This is a genomic window from Arthrobacter sp. PM3, from assembly GCF_003352915.1.
In the GTDB taxonomy this organism is placed as follows: domain Bacteria; phylum Actinomycetota; class Actinomycetes; order Actinomycetales; family Micrococcaceae; genus Arthrobacter.
In genome coordinates, this window is sequence record NZ_CP022314.1 from 2,283,173 (window position 1) to 2,296,748 (window position 13,576).

Below are 13,576 nucleotides of genomic sequence, written 5' to 3' on the forward strand. Positions count from 1 at the left end.
ACCAGTGCCGATAACCTCTGTAAGAGCACGGATCGCTCGCTTACCGGCCACGGATCGGCCACCCCACCTTTCCCAGGCAGGACTCTGTGCTCGAATCCGTGACTTCCGCCGCCCTGGCCAGCGCCATGGACGGGCTGGCACTGCGCCAGCGGACCATTGCGAACAACATCGCGAACGTCAACACGCCGAATTACCACGCGAAGCGGGTCAGCTTCGAGGAGGCCCTCGCGGCATCGGTGCAGAACGGCGACGGCCACGTCCAGGCAACAACGGCGGAATCGCTTGAACCGACGCAGCTGAACGGCAACAACGTCAACCTGGACACCGAGACCCTGTCCAACATCGACACCGTGCTGCGCTTCCAGTTCGCCGCCCGCGCCGTCAACTCCGAGTTCACCGCCGTCCGTTCCGCCCTGAGGACCAGCTGATGACCTTCGACGTGATCGGCATCGCCGGCTCCGCCCTTACCGTCCACCGTAAGTGGCTCGACGCGGTCTCCGACAACCTGGCCAACATGAACAACGCATCTGCCACGTCCGGCCCGGCCTTCCAGGCCCGGTACGTCGAGGCGGCCGAAGGCTCGGAAGGCTCCGGCGTGTACGTCAAGGGCACCGCCCTGGGCAGCGCCGAAGGCAGGATCGTCTACCAGCCGGACCACCCGCTCGCGGACGCCAACGGCAACGTCAAGTACCCGGACATCGACATGGCCGAGCAGATGGGCGCGCTGATCATCGCCCAGCGCGGCTACCAGGCCAACGCCCAGGTCGTGGACCGGGCCCGCGAAACCTACATGGCTGCCCTCGAGATTGGACGCTCCTGATGACTGTTTCCCCCATCGCCCCGGTCCAGGGTGTCCTGCCCACCAGCTACGTTGCCGGAGCGGCCCCCGCCGCCGGTACGGACGGCTCGGCCTTCGCAACCTCGCTCACCGGCGCGGTGGACAACCTCCAGCAGCTGCAGTCGACGTCGAAAGACCTCGCCGTTACCGCCGTCACCGGCAACCTGGATGACATCCACAACGCCACGCTCGCCGCGACCCGCGCCCAGGTCACGCTCGAGCTCATGGCCACCGTGCGGAACAAGGGCGTAGACGCGTTCAACGAGATCATGAGGATGCAGGCCTGATGCCTCCGCAGATAACCGCGTTCTTCCAGCGTATCGGCGACGGACTGAAGAGCTTCACCGCCGGCCAGCGCACCCTCGCCGTGCTCGGCGCCGCCCTCCTGGTGGTGGGCATCGTGGCCCTGTCCGCCTGGCTCACCCGCCCCGTGCTGACCCCGCTGTTCTCCGGCCTGCAGACCAGCGATGCGAACGGCATTGTCGAACAGCTCCGCAAGGACAACGTCCCCTACGAACTCAGCGACGGCGGATCCACCATCCTCGTCCCGCAGGACAAGGTCTACGACGAACGGCTCAAGGCCGCGGCCGCCGGCCTGCCGACCGCCGCCGCCACCGGCTACTCCCTGCTGGACAAGATGGGCGTCACTTCCTCGGAGTTCCAGCAGTCCGTCACCTACAAGCGCGCCCTGGAAGGCGAACTCGCCAGCACCATCTCCGCCATGGACGGCGTGAAAACCGCCGCCGTCCGGCTCGCCATCCCGGAGAAGACCGTGTTCGTGTCCACGACGCCGGACACCACCGCCTCCGTGTTTGTCGAGACCGACCCCGGCACCACCCTGTCCGGCGACAAGGTGCAGGCGATCGTCCACCTGACCTCCGCCGCCATCGAAAACCTCAAGCCCGCCAACGTCTCCGTGGTCGACTCCCAGGGCAACGTGCTCTCCACCGTCGGCGCCGGGGCGACGGGGTCAACCTCCAAACAGGCCAGCGACTACCAGAACCGCACCTCGGACGCCGTCCGCGCCGTCCTGGACCGCGTGGTGGGCCCGGGCAACTCCACCGTGGCCGTCGCCGCCGATGTGACGGGCGAATCCGCGCAGCAGAAGAGCGAAACGTTCTCCAATGCCGAGGGCGCCCTGCCGCTGAGCGAATCGTCCAAGACCGAGAAGTACACCGGCACCGGGGGAGGGGCTGCGGGAGTCCTCGGCCCGGACAACATCGCCGTCCCCAGCGGCACGAGCGGCAACGGGAACTTCGATTCCTCCACCGAGACCAAGAACAACGCCGTCAACAAGGTCACTGAGGACCGCACCATCCCGGCTGGCGCCATCAAGCGGCAGACCATTTCCGTCGCCGTCAGCCAGGCAGCCGCCGGCGGACTGAACCTGACCTCCCTGAAGAACCTCGTGACGTCGGCCGCCGGCGTCGACACCGGACGGGGCGACGTCGTCACCGTTGAAGTGGTGCCGTTCAGCACCTCCGCCGCCGACGCCGCCGCCAAGGCCCTTGCCGACGCCCAGGCCGCCGCCGAGGCCGAAAAGCAGGCAGCGTTCTTCGGAACACTCGTCACCGCGGGCAGCATCCTGCTGGGCCTGCTGATCCTGGCCCTCGTGGTCACGATCATCCTCCGGCGTCGCCAGAAGCGTGAGCCCGTGGACCTCGGGGAACGCCTGGACCTGGAGATCATGCCCGTGGCCCCGCCCGTCACGGCGCTTCCGCCGGCACCGGCGACGTCCGCCATCCCGATTACGGCCCTGCCGCCGCTGCCAGGTCCCACCACCGAGCAGCTGGAATCCGAGCGCCGCCGGCTCGAGATCGACAGCATGGTCGCCGCCAACCCGGAGAGGGCTGCCGACTACCTGCGCAGCCTCATGGATGACAGGCAACCGGCATGAAACCGGCAGATACGCTCCTGACCGGCACCCAGCGCGCTGCCGTGGTCCTGATGCAGATGAGTCCGGAGAACGCCGCGAAGGTCATGGCCCAGCTCACAGACACGGAGGCGGAGGAAATCGCCGCCGAGATCGTCAAGCTCCGCAAGGTGGATCCGGACGTCGCCGAAGAGATCATGAAGGACTTCCACCAGGCCGCGCAGACCAGCCAGCGCCAGGCCCGGGGCGGCCGGGAACTTGCCGAGGGCCTCCTCGAGGCGTCGTTCGGCTCAGAAAAGGCCGCCGGCCTCATCAACCGCCTGACCGTCAACATGGCCGGGAAGTCCTTCGAATTCCTCGAAGACATCGAACCGGTGCAGATCCTGGCGCTGATCGACGGCGAACTGCCGCAGACCATCGCCCTGGTCCTGGCCCACCTCAGCCCGCGCAAGGCCTCCGCCGTGATGTCCGGGCTGCCGGGCTCGCTGCGCGCCGACGTCGCCCTCAGCATCGCCACCATGGGTTCCGGCGCGCCCGAAGCGATCGGAATCGTCGCCGACACCCTCAAACTCCGCGGCGGCGCCGCGGTGTCCCAGCAGGCCTCCAAGGTGGTGGGCGGCATCCAGCCGCTGCTGGAGATCATCAACCGGACCGACGCCGGCACGGAACGGTCCGTGCTGGACGGCCTGGATCTGCTCGATCCCGACCTCGCCGTGGAGATCCGAGCGCAGATGGTGACGTTCGACGACATCGTCAAACTGGAGCGCCGCGACGTCCAGCTGGTGCTCCGCGGCCTCGATTCGGCCGTCCTGGCCGTCGCCATGAAGGGCGCCTCCGAGCCGGTCCTGGAGACCATCACCACCAACGTCTCCGGCCGCAACCTGGAAATCCTCGAGTCCGAGATCGCCGGGCTCGGCCCGCTGCGGGCCTCGCAGATCGAAGAGGCCCGCGCCGCCGTCGTCCGCTCCATCCGGGAGCTCGAGGCGGAAGGCCAGATCACCATCCAGCGCGGGGACGAAGAAGACTATGTCTACTGACAGCGCCGCAGCCGGCGGCCCGGCGCGGATCGTGTTTCCCTCGCTGCGGGCCAACGGCCCGGCCGCCGAACAGGCCGGTTACACCGAGGGCCACGCCGCAGGCTACGCCGCCGGCGTCCGGGCCGCGGCGAAGGAGCAGCGCCGCTGGCGCGACCGGATGGCCGCCGAGCAGGCCGCCTCCCTGGCCGCCGGGCAGCAGGACCTGGACCGGGCCGTCCGCGCCCTGGCCGTCGCCCGCACCGACTTCGCCCACCGCAACGTCCAGGCCCTGCAGGACGCCGAGGAGGTCCTGGCGCGCACGGCGCTGGAACTGGCCGAGGCCATCCTCGGCTACGAACTGGCCGAAGGCACCCGCACCGCCCGCGGGGCCCTGGCCCGCGCCCTCTCGGGGAACGACGCCGCCACCGTCCTGGCGATCCGGCTGCACCCGGCCGACGTCGAGGTCCTCACCCGTGAAGGCCAGGACCTGCCGGCCGGGCTGCCGCTCATCGCCGATCCTTCCCTGGCGCGCGGCGACGCGAAGGTCGAATACCAGCAGGGCTGGTTCGACGCCGGCCTGCGCAGCGCCCTGGACCGGGCCCGTACCGCGCTGCTGGGGGAGTCCGGGCCGGCTTCGGATGAACGGGGCCCGGCGTGATCGCCGAATGGCGGCCCAAGGGTGCCGATTACGCCGCCGCGCTGGCCGCCGCCGCCCCGCAAAGGGTCGGGGTTGTCACCTCGGTCATGGGCCTGGGCCTGGAGGTGTCCGGGCTGGACTGCGCCCTGGGCGACCTCGTCACTGTGGGCACGAATCCGGGACTCGACGCCGAAGTGGTCGCCGCCCTGGACGGCTCGGTGCGCTGCATGCCCCTGGGACGCCTCGCCGGCGTCGCAGCCGGGGACCCCGTCCGCGCCAAGGGCAGCGCTGTCCTCGTCCCCACCGGCCGGGGTCTCTTCGGCCGGGTCATCGACGGACTGGGCCGCCCGATCGACGGCAAGGGCCCGCTGCTCAGCGGCCCGCGCGTGCCGATCGACAACGAGGCACCCAACGCCATGAAACGCGCGCGCATCGACTCCCCGCTGCAGACCGGCGTCCGCGTCCTGGACACCATGACGACGCTCGGCAAGGGCCAGCGCATGGGCCTGTTCGCCGGTTCCGGCGTCGGCAAGTCCTCCCTGCTCTCCATGATCGCCCGCGGCACCGACGCCGAAGTCTCCGTGATTGCCCTCGTAGGCGAACGCGGCCGCGAAGTGCGCGAATTCCTCGAAGACGACCTCGGCCCGGCCGGCCTGGCCCGCTCCGTAGTGGTGGTCGCCACGTCCGACGAACCCGCCCTCATGCGCCTGCGCGCGGCCTTCACCGCCACCCGGATCGCCGAATCGTTCCGCGACCAGGGCCAGGACGTGGTCCTGATGATGGACTCCCTCACCCGCGTGGCCATGGCCCAGCGCGAGATCGGCCTCTCCGCCGGCGAACCCCCGGCAACCCGCGGCTATCCGCCGTCGACCTTCTCCGTCCTCGCCCGGCTCCTGGAACGTGCCGGCACCGCCGAAGCCGGCTCCGTCACCGGCATCTACACCGTGCTGGTGGACGGCGACGACCACAACGAACCCATTGCCGACGCCGCCCGCTCCATCCTGGACGGCCACGTGGTGCTGGACCGCAAGCTCGCCGTGACGGGGCACTTCCCGTCCGTGGACGTGCTCGGGTCCGTGTCCCGGGTGGCGGGCAAGGTCAACGCCCGGCCGCACCTGGACGCCGCAGCCACGCTCCGCCGGGTCCTCGCAGCCCGGAAGGCGGCGCAGGACCTGATCGACGTCGGCGCCTACCAGGCCGGCACCAACCCGCTCGTCGACGCCGCACTGAACCACGAGCAAGCCGTAAGCGACTTCCTCCAGCAGCCTATGGAGGAATCCACGGCTCACCCCGAGTCCTGGCAGCGGCTCGGCCACCTCACTTCGATCCTGGGAGCAGCAGCATGAACCGCGAATTCTCTCTGGCCGGCCTCCTGCGCCTCCGCCAGCTCCAGCAGGACCAGGCCGCCACCGGGCTGGCGCGCGCCCGCTCACGCTCCAACTCGGTGCGCGTGCGGGAGGCAGCCGCCCGCCGCGAGCTGGCCGCGACCGACGACCCCATCTCCAGCTCCGCGTCCCTGCGGGCGGTGGCCGCCGCCCGCTCCTCCGCGCACAGCATGCTCGCGGACCTGCAGAACCTCACGCGCCTGGCCGAGGCCGATGAGGCCGGCGCCCGCGCCGAGTTCATCGCCGCCCGCACACGGTCCGTGGGCCTGGAAAAACTCCAGGCACGCCACCACGCCGAAGTCAGCAGCGCGGACCTGCGCGCCGAACAGTCCGCGCTGGATGAGATCGCCTCGACCAGCTGGCACCGGGACGACCAGCAGGAGAAGCCATGAGCATGACCGAGGCGATCGGCCGGATGCAGGGCATCCAGTCCATGATCGCGGAACTCAGCCGCCCCGCGGCCGCGGACGTCAGTGCCGCAGGCACCAGCGCCGCCGCCAAGGCCGCGGCCGCATCCTCCCTGGCCACCGCCACGGGCACCGGCGATACCGCCTCCTTCACGCAGGCCCTCGCCGCGGCCCTCGGCAGCACCGGCACGGATGCCTCGTCGCTCACGGACAGCCTGGGGCTGGGCGGCACTGGGCTGGGCAGCACAGCGGCGGCCGGAGTATCCGCGCTCACCGGCGCAACGGCGTCGGGGACCGTCCGGACAGGCGGTGCCGCGACGGGCAACGACGTGGTGGCGGCGGCCAAGAAGTACATCGGCGTTCCCTACGTCTGGGGCGGCACCAACCCGGCCAGCGGCATGGACTGCTCGGGCTTCACCCAGCGCGTCTTCAAGGACCTTGGCATCGACATTCCCCGCGTCGTGAGCGACCAGATGCGCAAGGGCACCCCGGTAGCCTCCCTCGCCGAGGCGAAACCGGGCGATCTCCTCGTGAGCTTCGGCGGCAACCACATCTCGATCTACCTGGGCAACGGCAAGGCGATCGACGCTCCCGTCCCCGGCAAGACCATCCAGATCCGCGACGCCTGGGAACAGCAGTCCAACCTGACGTCCATCCGGCGCATCGTTCCCGCGGGGACCGCATCGTGAGGGCCGCGGTGTCTGCGGACCTCGCATCCGCCCTGTTGGCGGGGGCCTTGGGCGCGGCCGGCAGGCAGGGTCCGGGGTCGCGGTCGGACGCGGGAACGCCTGCCACTGCGTCCTTCGACGCGGTGCTCGGCGACCTCCAGGGCGGTGGCACGGCTCCTGCCGAGGCGAACAGCGCCGCCGTCACCCCCGAAACTGTCGCCCCTGGGACGGTTGCTGCCACCATCCCGGCCGCCGTCCCGGCGGCCGTCCCTGTGTCCGTTCCGGCCACCGGCGCGACGGCCGAATGGGTCCCCGGTGCTGTTCAGGACAGCAGCTTCCCTGCGGAAGCCGCTCCGGTGACGGACGACGGCGTGCCCTCCGCCGCCGCGCCCCTCACCGGGGCAGACTCCGAACCCGCCGGCGACCGTGCCGCCGTCCCGGCGCCAGTGACCGACGCCGGTGCACTGGCCTCTATCGCGTTTGCCGGCCTCCTGCAGGTCTCACCATCCGCAGCGCCGGCACCGGCCGGCATTCCGGTCCGCGTTCCGGCGGGCGAGCTCCGGGAGTCCGGACGCCCGGTTTCGGCCAGCACCCAGGCCAGCGGCCCTGCCCGGATTCCAACAGAGGCTGCCGCGCCGGAAGGGAACACGGCGCCTGTCCTGGGGACTTCGGTTCCCGTGCTGGCAGTATCTGCTCCGGCAACATCGTGGCCGGTCACGCAGGCTGTGACCACACCTGCCCTGACCGTCCCGGTCGGGACCGCCCCGGTCGGGACTGCCCCGGCTGGGACCGCACCGGGCAGGTCCACCTTTGGGCTCGCGACCACGGCGACCGGTTTTGCGGCTGACCCTAGCACCGGCCCCCGCCAACCGGGGCCTGCCGGGTCTGTGAACGCACCCGTTGCCTCACCGTTCGTCGTGCCCGCTGCCACCGGGACGCCGGGGACGGCCGTTCGGGTGGTTTCCGCCGTGACCGGCAGTGCCCCTGCGCTGGACACTGCGCGCGCTACCGCCGGAACGCCACCGGCGGGAACCGCAGCGGAGCCCGCTCCGGTACCCGGCGGACCGGGCGCCACCGCCGTCGTTCCGTCCGCACCGCAGACTGTCGCCGCTGCGCCCGCGGCGCAGACCGCCCGCCCTTTCACCGCCCGTGCGGTGACAGCCGGCATCGCCCAAGCTGGCACCGCAGTGCCGGCGGACGGGACCACGGATCCGGCACCCGCAGCCGCGTCCGCCTCCGCCCCGGCAGCGGCAGCGGCACAGCCGGCGGTACCGGGGGATGCGCTTGCCGCTGCCGCTCCGGCTGCCGCGGGGGCAGGGGCCGCTCAGCCACCTGCCGCCGGCGCAGCTATGCCGCAGCCCGCAACCCACACCGCGTCCCATGCCGCGGCACCCCTGCAGCCCCAGCTGGCCAAGCCGCTCTTCACCCTTGTCGGTGCGCCGCACGGCCAGCACGTCATGACGCTCAAGGTCAGCCCCGAGGATCTCGGCCCGCTGACCGTCCGGGCGCACATCGACGCCGGGGGAGTGCGGATCGAACTCTTCGCTCCCGGCGAGGTGGGTCGCGAAGCGGTCCGGGGGATCCTGCCCGAACTCCGGAAGGAACTCGCGGACGCCGGCTTCGGCGCAAGCCTTGACCTGTCGGACCACAGCGGCCCCGGCAACCCCGGCCAGAACAGCGCAGGCCAAAACAGCACAGGCCAGGATCGCCCGGGCAACGGCCCGACCGGTGCTGGCTCCTCTGGCGCCGGCCGCGACTCCGCCGGAAACGGCCCTGGTGGCCGGAACGGAGCCGGCGAGCCGCGGCCTGGACACCGCTGGGGCCCGGGGCCGGATGAGCAGACCGGCAACGCCGGAAGGATCCCCGCCAGCCCCCAGACCACCCTCGACATTCTCGTCTGACACGAAGGAACGCGAACTATGACGATTCAGCCGATCGCAGCCCAGCCGGCCACGGCCGCGGCCTCCCCGGCGTCCGCCGTCCGGGCGCCGGTGCAGACCATGGATGCGAACGTCTTCATGACCCTGCTCGTGGCGCAGCTCAAGAACCAGAACCCGAGCGCGCCCATGGACAGCAACCAGATGATGAGCCAGACCATCCAGCTCTCCATGATGGAGAAGACCACAGAGATGGCCACGAACAGCAAGGAGGCGTTCTCGCTCCAGATGCGTTCTTCAGCCGCTCAGCTGATTGGCCACACCGTGAACTACACCCTCGCCGACGGCACCACCGGCAGCGGCATCGCCGGCTCGGTGTCCTATGCCGGTGCCGTGCCGACCGTCACGGTCAGCGACGTCTCCGTCCCCCTCGACTCCATCACCGGGCTTACCGCGCCGGCCGCATCCTAACCAGTTCTCCACCCGCAGAAAGGCAGTTCCCATGCTCCGCTCGCTGTACTCCGGAATCTCCGGCCTCCGCGCACACCAGACCATGCTGGACGTCACCGGAAACAACATCGCCAACGTCAACACCGCCGGGTTCAAGGCCTCCTCCACCCAGTTCCAGGACACCCTGTCCCAGCTGCAGCAGGGCGCCACCGGCCCGCAGGCCCAGACCGGCGGCAGCAACCCGGCCCAGATTGGCCTGGGCGTCCGGGTCACCGGTGTCACCACCAACTTCTCCCAGGGCTCTTCCCAGAGCACCGGCCGCGCCACAGACATGATGATTTCCGGTGACGGCTTCTTCGTGACAAGCAAGGGCGGCCAGCAGCTCTTCACCCGCGCCGGCGCGTTCAGCCCGGACGCCGCCAACCAGCTGGTGAGCCCCGACGGCGGTATCCTCCAGGGCTGGACCGCCGACACGAGCGGTGTGATAAACACTGGCTCCCCAGTCGGCGACATCACGCTGAACCCCAACACCATGGTGGCCAAAGCCACGGGCACGGTGACAATCGATGGAAACCTGCCCAGCGACGCCGCCGACGGCACCCAGCTGAAGCGGATCGTCAAGGTCTATGACGCAGCCGGGGCCGAACGCAGCGTTGACATGACCTTCACCAAGGCCGGAAGCACCTGGAACATCGCCGCCGACGACAACGGCACCACGGCCAACGGGTCCGTGACCTTCACCAACGGCCAGCCGACCGCCGGCGGCAACTTCACCGTCAACGGCATCACCCTCGACATCTCCAAGGTTTCCGGCTACGCCACCATGAGCTCCCTGGCGGTCAGCGGCCAGGACGGCGCACCGGTCGGCAAGCTCGAGTCCTACACACTGGGCAGCGACGGCTCCCTGATCGGCTCGTTCAGCAACGGCATCAAGCAGGTCCTGGCCAAGATCGCCCTCGCCAAGTTCACCAACCCGGGCGGCCTGGAGAAGGCCGGCAGCTCCTCCTACGTGGCGACCGGCAACTCCGGCGGCGTGCAGCTGGGCGCTGCGGGCGACCCCGGCATCGGCACCCTGACCGGCGGCTCGCTGGAAATGTCCAACGTGGACCTCTCCCAGGAGTTCACCAACCTGATCGTCGCCCAGCGCGGCTTCCAGGCGAACGCGCGCATCATCACGACGTCGGACGAGGTCCTGCAGGAACTGACCCAGCTGAAGCGTTAAAGACAAAGTTGCCCTGTCACCTATGGCCGCCATTCCGGTCCGGAGGCAGCCATAAGTGATAGGGCAACGATGGGGCCGGGAGGACGCGGCCGGCGCTTAACCGGCCGCCAGCCTGTAGTGGAACCCGAGGCGTTCTTCGGCGGGCCACCTCGAAGAATGCGGACTTCTCGAACAGGCGCCTGCCCTCCGCCGTCGAGTGGATCCACAGGATCTTGCCGTCCTCAGTGACGGCATCCACTGTGCCGCTGCAGATCGGGGTGCCCTGCTTGCGGATCTCCACGTTGGCTTCGGTGAGCGCCGACCAGTCTTTGATGCGTCCGCTTGGCATGTCAGTACTCCTAAGAATTCCTCACCGGATGTATTCCGCGCCGGTGATGTCGATAGTGCCGCCGGGGCTGTGCCGGGAGGACGTGGTGTACGGCGAGCTTGCCTTCACCAGGAACACTCCGGCGTATTCAGCTCCTCGAGGGGGATCGGATTAGGGCCGCACAGGGTACCGCCAGGCTGCTGGATGGGCGGGGCGATCACGAAGCGTGGAGCTCTCCGCGCTTCGTGATCTCTTCGATGAACGAGCCCTGCGCCGATCCTGCCGAGGCCGCGGCCCTGTTGCCGCGCAAACCGCTGCTGAAGAAGCCGGCGGCTAGGGACAGCATGGAGGCGCGGGAGCAGGTGAGATCGCGGGAAATGCAGATTCGCCGTCACGGTTCTGCGGGCGAGGCAGCTTGAATGTCAGAGCCTCCCTCTAGCCTTTGATTGTCAGAGCCTCCCCTTAGCCTGAAAGTGCGGGCGGGGAGAGGCCCGGCACTGCGGCCCAGGCAGAGGTCCACAGAGCGTCCGAAGGAGGGAGGGGCATGGAGGCCGGGGAAGTCGCGGCGGATGACGATGTGACGGCAGACGATAGGTGGGTGCCGCTTGTCGGCTTCCCGGACCGGGAGGACTCGATGCTGGTCGGCACCGTGAGCTTTCCGCTGGCCTCCTTCCTCACCGCGGACGAGGCTCTCCGCCTGGTCGAGTCCACTGACCGCCTGATCGGCTGGGCAACAGCCGTGAAACTGCGTGCCTTGGCCCGGGTCGAAGAAGCGATCGGTGAAGACTCTCCCCGGAGGCAAGCCGGACAGCCGGTACGGTTTGGCGGGGGCGAGGCCCATGCGCTTGCCGTCACCGAAGTATCCGCAGCGTGTGCCGTCTCCGAAGGCACTGCCGCGCGCTCGCTTAATGATGCCGCGGACTGCGCGGCATCCCAGTGGGCTGTCCTCGAGGCGCTGGAAGACGGCGGGATCTCCGCGGCGCACGCCCGGATCATCCTCGAGCAGGCCCGCTCCCTACCGGCCGGGCAGGCCGGGACGTTCTCCAGACTGGCGTTGCGGCGCACCAGGACAAGGCAGGGCCGGCGTCGCACTCCGGCCGAGTTGCGCGCATGCCTGCGGCGGCTTCGTGAGAGCCTCCACCCTGAGAGTCTCGCGGCACGGAAGGAGGCAGCCCGGCGTGAGCGCGGTGTGTGGATGTCGCCTGAGCCGGACGGCATGTGCACGCTCACGGCGCTCCTGGACGCGGAAGTCGGAACGGCCATCTTCAACGGGATCGACTGCGATGCACGGCAGGCAGGCGCGAAGGCTGCCGGACCCAGTGCCGGTCCCGAACCCTGCACACTGTCCGAGCTTCGTGCCGAAGCGCTCGCCCGCCGGCTTCTGGGCGGGACTGATGAGTCGGACGCCGGGGCATTCAGTGCCGAGGTCATCGTCACCATTCCCGTCGGGCTGGTCCTCGATGGCAGTGCCGACGGCGCAGAGGCTCCCCTGGCGGAACTCGAAGGCTATGGCCCCCTCGATGCTTCGACGGCCCGACGCCTGGCGGCCCTTGCACCCACGTGGCACCGACTCTTCACCGACTGCACCACCGGTCACGCCCTGGGCGTGGGCCGTGGAGCCTACCGTCCGCCGAAGGCGCTGCGCCGGTACCTGAAGTGCCGGGACGGGACTTGCCGCTTCCCTGGCTGTACCCGTCCGGCCTCGGGCTGCGAACCCGACCACACCATCGAGTGGCAGGACGGTGGAACCACCGATGCCGGCAACCTGGCGATGCTTTGCCGACGGCACCACGCACTGAAGTCGATAGGCGCGTGGACTTACAGGCAGTCCTCCCCGGCCGGCGACCTCGAGTGGCTTTCACCCTTGGGCCGGGATTACTCCACGGGGCCAGCGGACTTCGGAAAGGCCACTGACCCGCACAAGGCGGACGAACCTCCGCCGTTCTAAGGCGGCCCGGTCCTTCCCGGGTTAGTCCAGGGCGTAGACCTGCCCGGGCGTGTTCTGGGCCCTCGACCTCGTCCGGGACCCGCACACCCGTCAGCGCCGACTGCATGGGCCGCGTCAAGGCCGAACTCCTCCGCCTGGGCCTGCTGCCGTTAATTGCCGACAACCGGATCCACGTGGTGCCGCCCGCGGTCGCGCAGTAGCGGCCTTCCGCCGCGGCTGGCGGCGGCGCGTCAGGCGCCCCGCCGGCCCACCATCTCGTTGATCCAGGCCGGCGCGTACGGGGAGGTGCAGTTCGGCGGGGTGGGGTAGTCCTTGAGCACCCCGAGGCGCTCGCCGATGCCGATCGCGCGGACCCGGTACTCGGCGTGCTCGATCCCTATCTGCGCCAACGTCGTGTTCATCGCCCACTGCAGCCGGTCCGGGGCGTCCTTCATCTGCCCCTCGATCGTGTCGAGCAGCCCGGAGAGGTCGAGTCCCTCGGGCGTCGTCGCGACGCGCCCGGCGGTCAGTGCCCAACCCGCGCTCGCGACCACCGGATCCGGGTCCGCCGTCCAGGCCACGCGCAGCTGTTCGGCGTGCGGGCTCTTTTTGGCCACGTAGTTCACCAGCCAGTCGTGCACCTTGGGGGCGCGGGCCTGGCGCAGCATGGCATCCAGCTCGGCGGGCCCAAAGTCTTTCGGCCGGCAGACCAGCAGCGCCAGCAGCCTGGCCGCGGTGTCATCCGTGGCCCACAATCCGCGGGCCAGGTCCTGCTGGGTCTTGAGCCGCTTCGCGACCGCGCGCAACCTGGATAGGTTGACGCCGTGGTCATCGCCGCGCTTCTCGTTGGCCGCGCGCATCTTCGGGTCGTCAAGCGCGGCTAGCTCGGCCATTACTGCATCCACCGTCGTCTTCGACATCCCTGCCTCCCGGTCATTCGGTTCTCGGATGCAGTCTACGGCCGCCCCT

16 protein-coding genes are annotated in these 13,576 nt (G+C 69.9%); 13 read left to right on the forward strand and 3 right to left on the reverse strand.

Features of this window, described 5'->3' with window-relative positions; translation table 11 throughout:
• Positions 1-86 precede the first annotated feature (86 nt).
• The 12 genes from CFN17_RS10510 to CFN17_RS10565 are packed head-to-tail and all read left to right on the forward strand — an operon-like array spanning position 87 to position 10,373.
• A complete protein-coding gene (locus CFN17_RS10510; RefSeq protein ID WP_208747670.1) occupies positions 87-428 on the forward strand; it encodes a flagellar basal body protein in 342 nt (113 codons plus the stop codon).
• The gene (locus tag CFN17_RS10515) at positions 428-820 is read left to right on the forward strand and encodes a flagellar basal body rod protein FlgC (protein WP_208747671.1); all 393 of its coding nucleotides are present in this window, start codon (positions 428-430) and stop codon (positions 818-820) included. The genes CFN17_RS10510 and CFN17_RS10515 overlap by 1 nt, the downstream gene beginning before the upstream one ends.
• Positions 820-1,125 carry a flagellar hook-basal body complex protein FliE gene (gene fliE, locus CFN17_RS10520; protein WP_208747672.1) on the forward strand — a complete coding sequence of 102 codons (306 nt, stop codon included), beginning with the start codon at positions 820-822 and terminating at the stop codon, positions 1,123-1,125. Before CFN17_RS10515 ends, fliE begins: the two co-directional genes overlap by 1 nt.
• Positions 1,125-2,735, forward strand: coding sequence for a flagellar basal-body MS-ring/collar protein FliF (gene fliF / locus CFN17_RS10525; RefSeq protein WP_208747673.1), 1,611 nt, complete (start codon positions 1,125-1,127; stop codon positions 2,733-2,735). The genes fliE and fliF overlap by 1 nt, the downstream gene beginning before the upstream one ends.
• Entirely contained in the window at positions 2,732-3,748 is a 1,017-nt protein-coding gene (gene fliG / locus CFN17_RS10530; RefSeq protein ID WP_208747674.1) for a flagellar motor switch protein FliG, read from the forward strand. The genes fliF and fliG overlap by 4 nt, the downstream gene beginning before the upstream one ends.
• Positions 3,738-4,385 carry a FliH/SctL family protein gene (locus CFN17_RS10535; protein ID WP_208747675.1) on the forward strand — a complete coding sequence of 216 codons (648 nt, stop codon included), beginning with the start codon at positions 3,738-3,740 and terminating at the stop codon, positions 4,383-4,385. Before fliG ends, CFN17_RS10535 begins: the two co-directional genes overlap by 11 nt.
• On the forward strand, positions 4,382-5,710 hold the full coding sequence (locus CFN17_RS10540) for a FliI/YscN family ATPase (RefSeq protein WP_208747676.1): 1,329 nt from the start codon (positions 4,382-4,384) through the stop codon (positions 5,708-5,710). The genes CFN17_RS10535 and CFN17_RS10540 overlap by 4 nt, the downstream gene beginning before the upstream one ends.
• Positions 5,707-6,141, forward strand: coding sequence for a flagellar FliJ family protein (locus tag CFN17_RS10545; protein ID WP_208747677.1), 435 nt, complete (start codon positions 5,707-5,709; stop codon positions 6,139-6,141). The genes CFN17_RS10540 and CFN17_RS10545 overlap by 4 nt, the downstream gene beginning before the upstream one ends.
• The gene (locus tag CFN17_RS10550; RefSeq protein WP_208747678.1) at positions 6,138-6,845 is read left to right on the forward strand and encodes a C40 family peptidase; all 708 of its coding nucleotides are present in this window, start codon (positions 6,138-6,140) and stop codon (positions 6,843-6,845) included. Before CFN17_RS10545 ends, CFN17_RS10550 begins: the two co-directional genes overlap by 4 nt.
• Complete coding sequence (locus CFN17_RS10555; protein ID WP_208747679.1) at positions 6,842-8,725, forward strand: flagellar hook-length control protein FliK; 1,884 nt, start codon at positions 6,842-6,844, stop codon at positions 8,723-8,725. Before CFN17_RS10550 ends, CFN17_RS10555 begins: the two co-directional genes overlap by 4 nt.
• A gap of 18 nt (positions 8,726-8,743) precedes the next feature.
• Positions 8,744-9,172 (forward strand): flagellar hook assembly protein FlgD, encoded by a 429-nt coding sequence (locus CFN17_RS10560; protein ID WP_208747680.1) that lies wholly within the window; start codon positions 8,744-8,746, stop codon positions 9,170-9,172.
• Between the two features lie 31 nt (positions 9,173-9,203).
• On the forward strand, positions 9,204-10,373 hold the full coding sequence (locus CFN17_RS10565; RefSeq protein ID WP_208747681.1) for a flagellar hook protein FlgE: 1,170 nt from the start codon (positions 9,204-9,206) through the stop codon (positions 10,371-10,373).
• Positions 10,374-10,389: 16 nt separating this feature from the next.
• On the opposite strand, the gene CFN17_RS10570 is transcribed toward CFN17_RS10565, so the two are convergent.
• Both CFN17_RS10570 and CFN17_RS19935 read right to left on the reverse strand, forming a co-directional pair.
• On the reverse strand, positions 10,390-10,701 hold the full coding sequence (locus tag CFN17_RS10570; RefSeq protein ID WP_208747682.1) for a hypothetical protein: 312 nt from the start codon (positions 10,699-10,701) through the stop codon (positions 10,390-10,392).
• Positions 10,702-10,897: 196 nt separating this feature from the next.
• Positions 10,898-11,026 (reverse strand): hypothetical protein, encoded by a 129-nt coding sequence (locus CFN17_RS19935; RefSeq protein WP_261792150.1) that lies wholly within the window; start codon positions 11,024-11,026, stop codon positions 10,898-10,900.
• A 198-nt stretch (positions 11,027-11,224) separates the two neighbouring features.
• On the opposite strand from CFN17_RS19935, the gene CFN17_RS10575 reads away from it, so the two are divergent.
• Complete coding sequence (locus tag CFN17_RS10575; protein ID WP_208747683.1) at positions 11,225-12,628, forward strand: HNH endonuclease signature motif containing protein; 1,404 nt, start codon at positions 11,225-11,227, stop codon at positions 12,626-12,628.
• A gap of 230 nt (positions 12,629-12,858) precedes the next feature.
• Here CFN17_RS10575 and CFN17_RS10585 read toward each other — a convergent pair whose 3' ends face one another.
• Entirely contained in the window at positions 12,859-13,527 is a 669-nt protein-coding gene (locus CFN17_RS10585; protein WP_208747684.1) for a DNA alkylation repair protein, read from the reverse strand.
• Between the last annotated feature and the right edge of the window lie 49 nt (positions 13,528-13,576).

Bases quoted from the DNA above. Each gene is read 5' to 3' on its own strand.
- CFN17_RS10570 (WP_208747682.1), bottom strand. From the start codon at position 10,701: ATGCCAAGCGGACGCATCAAAGACTGGTCGGCGCTCACCGAAGCCAAC.
- CFN17_RS10585 (WP_208747684.1), bottom strand. From the start codon at position 13,527: ATGTCGAAGACGACGGTGGATGCAGTAATGGCCGAGCTAGCCGCGCTT.
- CFN17_RS10560 (WP_208747680.1), top strand. From the start codon at position 8,744: ATGACGATTCAGCCGATCGCAGCCCAGCCGGCCACGGCCGCGGCCTCC.
- CFN17_RS19935 (WP_261792150.1), bottom strand. From the start codon at position 11,026: ATGCTGTCCCTAGCCGCCGGCTTCTTCAGCAGCGGTTTGCGCGGCAAC.
- CFN17_RS10565 (WP_208747681.1), top strand. From the start codon at position 9,204: ATGCTCCGCTCGCTGTACTCCGGAATCTCCGGCCTCCGCGCACACCAG.
- CFN17_RS10545 (WP_208747677.1), top strand. From the start codon at position 5,707: ATGAACCGCGAATTCTCTCTGGCCGGCCTCCTGCGCCTCCGCCAGCTC.
- CFN17_RS10515 (WP_208747671.1), top strand. From the start codon at position 428: ATGACCTTCGACGTGATCGGCATCGCCGGCTCCGCCCTTACCGTCCAC.
- fliG (WP_208747674.1), top strand. From the start codon at position 2,732: ATGAAACCGGCAGATACGCTCCTGACCGGCACCCAGCGCGCTGCCGTG.
- CFN17_RS10575 (WP_208747683.1), top strand. From the start codon at position 11,225: ATGGAGGCCGGGGAAGTCGCGGCGGATGACGATGTGACGGCAGACGAT.
- fliF (WP_208747673.1), top strand. From the start codon at position 1,125: ATGCCTCCGCAGATAACCGCGTTCTTCCAGCGTATCGGCGACGGACTG.
- fliE (WP_208747672.1), top strand. From the start codon at position 820: ATGACTGTTTCCCCCATCGCCCCGGTCCAGGGTGTCCTGCCCACCAGC.
- CFN17_RS10535 (WP_208747675.1), top strand. From the start codon at position 3,738: ATGTCTACTGACAGCGCCGCAGCCGGCGGCCCGGCGCGGATCGTGTTT.
- CFN17_RS10550 (WP_208747678.1), top strand. From the start codon at position 6,138: ATGAGCATGACCGAGGCGATCGGCCGGATGCAGGGCATCCAGTCCATG.